Source organism: Kineococcus rhizosphaerae (assembly GCF_003002055.1).
Classification (GTDB): Bacteria; Actinomycetota; Actinomycetes; order Actinomycetales; family Kineococcaceae; genus Kineococcus; species Kineococcus rhizosphaerae.
In genome coordinates, this window is sequence record NZ_PVZF01000044.1 from 1 (window position 1) to 4466 (window position 4466).

A 4466-nucleotide genomic window follows, 5' to 3' on the forward strand; every position below is an offset into this window, starting at 1 on the left:
CACGTCCGCAAGGCCATGCTCGGCGTCATCCTCGACCGCACCGTGGGCGACCTGCACCTGCCCGACTCCGTGCGCATCCTGGCCGCAGCCAACCCGGCCAGCATCGCCGTGGACGGCGACGACCTCGACGCCCCCCTGGCCAACCGGTTCCTGCACCTGGACTACGCCCCCAGCACCGACGCCTGGATCGAGGGCATGACCGCTGGCTGGCGCATCCCGGCCCTGGACGGCCTGATCGAACCGACCCCTGCGCGCCGCACCGTCGCGGGTGCGCAGGTCGCCGCGTTCATCCGCACCCGCCCCGATCTGCTGCACGTCGTGCCCGCCAACGCCGCCAAGGCCGCTGGCCCCTGGCCCTCCCGGCGCACCTGGGCCATGAGCGCCGCCGTCCTGGCCGGTCTGACCCCGTGCGCCTCCGACCCCACCGGGGAGGAAGCCGAGTGGCTGGCCGTCTCGGGCCTGGTCGGAGAAGGCGCCGCCTCGGAGTTCCTCACCTGGCGGCGGGCCAACGACCTGCCCGACCCCCACGACGTGCTCGCCGCCCCCGGGGACGTGGACTGGGCCAACCTGGAACCTTCGCGCGCCTGGGCGGTCCTGGCCGGGGTCGTCGCCCTGTGCACCGGACGGCGCACCATCGCCGCCTGGCGCGAGGCCTGGGCACCCCTGGGACACGCAGCCAAGGCCGGTCGCGGCGACGTCGCGGCGGCGCTCGCGGTGTCACTGATGCGCGCTCGCCCGGCTGGGGCGACGCCGCCGAGTTCGGCCAAGGGCTTCATGCAGGTCCTCACCGACGCTGGACTGCTGCCCACGCAGAGCACCCCCGCGAGCGCCCCCGCGACCGCTACGGACCCGGCCAACGCCCCGGCCAGCACGGTGAGCGCTGCTGCGGGCGCGACTGAGGACGCGGCGTGAGCGCGGCCCTGGGCACCGACGTGAACACCGACGCAGACACCGACGCGGACACCGACGCGGACACCGACGCGGACACCGACGCGGACAGCACCGCGACGGCAGGCACGCAGGTGCACGTCCGCCCGCTGAGCGAGGCTGAGCACCGTCTGCTGGTGGCTGCTCGCACGCGGGCGCTGCAGGACTGCCCGTACTACGCCCACGCCCTGTTCGCGACCATCCCCTACGCCGCTGAGGGGCTGGGGACGTTCGCCGTCGACGGATCGTGGCGCATGTACCTGGACCCGGCCGTGCTGGCGCAGTGGGGGCCGGCTGTGGCCGGTGGAGTCTTGAACCACGAGGTCAGTCACCTCCTGCGCGACCACGCGGGCCGGGGTCAGGCGCTGGGTCCTGAGCGCAACCACGAGGTGTGGAACTACGCCACCGACGCCGCGATCAACGACGACCTGCTCGCCGCAGGGGTGCTGCTGCCCGAAGGGGTCGTGACCCCCACCGCCCTCGGGCTGGCCAGCGCGGGGATCGAGGAAACCTACTACCGCGCCCTCATGCGCGACGGCGCGCCGAACACCACGCCGGACGAGGGGCAGTCCTCGACCGAGTCCGGTGCTGACTCCGGCTCCGACTCCGGCTCCGGCTGCGGCTGCGGCTCCGGCTGCGGCTGCGGCTCCGGCTCCGGCTCCGGCTCCGATGCTGACTCGGGCGGTGGCTGCGGCTCGGGCGGTGGCTGCGGCTCGGGCGGTGGCTGCGGCTCGGGTGCAGGCGACGAACCCGCCTCCTGGGAGCTTCCGGCCGCCGTTGCTGGGGCCGGTGCTGCGGCCACTGAAGCAGGCGCTGAGGCGGGTACGGCAGCCAACGCCGCGCCGGTCGTGGGCCATGCCCGCGCTCGCGTGATCCGCCGCACGGTGGCCCACCAGGTGCGCGAGCACAGCGCACGCGCCGGGGCCGGTCGCGGGACCGTGCCTGCGGGCCTGCGCCGCTGGGCCGAGCAGGAGCTGAGCGAACCGGTCGTGGACTGGCGGCGGGTCCTGTCGGCCACGGTGCGCCGCGCGCTGGCCTACCGCGCCGGTCAGACGCAGCCGACCTACACGCGCCTTCCCCGCCACCGCCTGCCCGGGATCGTGACCCCCGGCGCGCGCCGTCCGCAGGTGAGCGCTGCGATCGTGCTGGACACCTCCGCCTCGGTGGGGCCGCACCTGCTGCGCGCCGCCGTGGCCGAGGTCCGCGGAGTCGTCAAGGCCTGCGGGGTGTCCGATCGGGGCCTGGCGGTCCTGGCCTGTGACGCGCAGGTCGCGGCCACCACCCGCGTTCGCCGCCTGGCCACGCTGGGCCAGGACGTGCAGATCGTCGGCGGCGGCGGAACCGACATGCGCGTCGGTATCGCCGCCGCTGAGGCCCTGCGCCCGCGTCCGGACGTCATCGTGGTCTTGACCGACGGGGGTACGCCCTGGCCCCAGGTTCCGAGCCGCTCGCGGCTGATCGTCGGGCTGCTGGGCGAGGACGAGAACTCCCCGCTGATGTCCTCAACGCCCCCATGGGCGCAGACGCTCGCGATCCCCGTCTCCTGAGCTTGCGCCTGACCTCGCGACGGCCCCGGCGACCGGTCGCGTGACCGGTCGCCGGATCTGAGGTTCCCGCACCGGACGGTCGCACGGACTCACCGTGCGACCCTCCGCCAGCGGTTGACTGCCGGCCCCGCAAACTCACACCTAAACACTATTGCCCTCACTACAGATTGACGTTAGAGTTCGAGCATGGAGGACGACGCAGACACCAACGACGGACCGCCGATTGACGCCGAACTCCTCGACTACGCCGCAACCCTTCTCGTCGGCACTGGCGTGACGATCGACACCATCCTGAGCCTGCCCCTGGGAGCCACGCCGCCGCCCACCGCAACGCACCCGGCAGCGGACCCGACAGTGGACCCGGCACAGGCCCCCGAACCGCTTCCGGCCCTGTGGGCAGGTTGGTCCGCCGCCGCACGACACGGCGCACCGACCGGGACCACCCCTCTCCCCCCTCTCGACCCCGCCGCAGCGCATCCTGCCGCCACCCGCCGAAACGGAGACGACACGTGAGTACCGAGCACTACGACCTCGCCGCGCGACTGCGCGCGGCCAGCACCGGTCACGTCGTCGCCCGCTCCACCTACGCTCCCCTCCTGCCCGCCCGCCGCGCCGTGGCCGCTGAGGTTCACACCGGTCCCGGCGGGGCGCTGACCCTCACCGTCACCGAGCGCGTCGCAGACACGCCCACCACCACCGCCACGACCACCGCCACGAGCGACGCCGCCGTGCGCACTGCCACCGGCCACGGCCCCGACGCCCTCTCGGCGCTCGCGGCCCTAGGGATCGGGGAAACCGTCGACCTGTCCGCGTACACCGCAGGCTCGGGACCGTCGGGGGGCGCGACCGTCAGGACGTCGTCCACGACGTCATCGGCGGGGGCGAGCGCGCAGGACGTGTCCGAACCGTTCCGGACGCTGGTGGTGGCCGATGCGGCCACCTTGGGCCGTCTGCAGCGGGTACTGACGGCGACGGCGCGCGGTGGGCGCTGGGACGCGCAGGCCAGTGTGCTGGCCTGGTGGTTGCAGCGGGCTGAACACCCCGGCAGCGCGGCAGTGCTCAACGTCGTCGCAGCGTGCGCAGCCCGCTGGTACCCCGGTGCGGCCCCGACCGCGGACCGGCACCTGGACACGTGGCGGCACTGGCTTGGCGTCCCGGCGTCTGCCGGCCATGGGGCGGCGCTGCTGACGCTGGCCGAAGTCACCGCTGCCGGCCAGACGCTTCCGGGACTGGAAGCCGCAGCCGAGGCCGATGAACGGTCCTGGGCCTACCACCTGACCCGCCTCAGCGGTGGGTGGGACTTCCGCCGTCACGACACCCGCACCGAGGCCGCGCTCGGGCTGGCGACGCGCTGCGATGCGACGGAACTGTTCGCCTCGCAGGTGCTGGACGATCCCCTGGTGGCCGACCGCGCGCGGTTCGAGGGCTCGGTAGTCACCGGCCGCATCAGCTGGCTGCTGGACGGTGAGGCCGAGGTGGTCGCTGACCGCCTGGTGTGCCGCCTGCGCGTCGATGCGGTCGTGGAAGGTTGGGCCGCTGCCGCTACCGCAGTCGTCGCGACGGACACGGCAACGGACACGGCAACGGACACCGCAGAGAGCGCAGGAGCGGACGAGGACACGTTGCCGGTGGGCGGGGGTGAGGTCGGCATGGCCAGCACCCGTGCGGCGGGAACCCTGCGGGGAACGGCGCTGCGCGCGACGGTGACCGGGACGCGCATGTCCTCGGCAGGTGAACTGGTGCTCACTCTGACGGATCTGCGCGTGGCGGGAGCTCGCGGACGTGATACGGGTACGCCGCTGGCGGTGGGCCAGAACGTGCACCTGCGGGCCGAAAGAGTTTCGCCTGCGCAGCAGTCACGTTCGCGGCGCAACCGGCGCGGACGCTACAACCACAGTGAAGCGTCACGGCTTCTCTGCCGTCTTCATGTGGGACACGACTCCGGGATGGAGTCGTTGAGGTAAGCGTAGTGGGCGGCCTCAGCCTCGACCG

Annotated in this window: 4 protein-coding genes; all 4 read left to right on the top strand. The window is 73.6% G+C overall.

Annotated elements, in window-relative coordinates; translation table 11 throughout:
* Positions 1-912: hypothetical protein (locus tag CLV37_RS27980; RefSeq protein ID WP_106215774.1), on the top strand; the 912-nt coding region annotated here is incomplete at its 5' end.
* Entirely contained in the window at positions 909-2474 is a 1566-nt protein-coding gene (locus tag CLV37_RS27985; protein WP_170127543.1) for a vWA domain-containing protein, read from the top strand. The genes CLV37_RS27980 and CLV37_RS27985, both read left to right, overlap by 4 nt.
* Before the next feature lie 186 nt (positions 2475-2660).
* Positions 2661-2987: a hypothetical protein gene (locus tag CLV37_RS27305; RefSeq protein WP_146149638.1), complete on the top strand. Its 327-nt coding sequence runs from the start codon at positions 2661-2663 to the stop codon at positions 2985-2987.
* The gene (locus tag CLV37_RS26710) at positions 2984-4438 is read left to right on the top strand and encodes a hypothetical protein (RefSeq protein WP_106215775.1); all 1455 of its coding nucleotides are present in this window, start codon (positions 2984-2986) and stop codon (positions 4436-4438) included. Before CLV37_RS27305 ends, CLV37_RS26710 begins: the two co-directional genes overlap by 4 nt.
* Positions 4439-4466 lie beyond the last annotated feature (28 nt).

Excerpts from the sequence above, each read along its gene's own strand:
- CLV37_RS27305 (WP_146149638.1), top strand. The coding sequence starts at position 2,661 with ATGGAGGACGACGCAGACACCAACGACGGACCGCCGATTGACGCCGAA.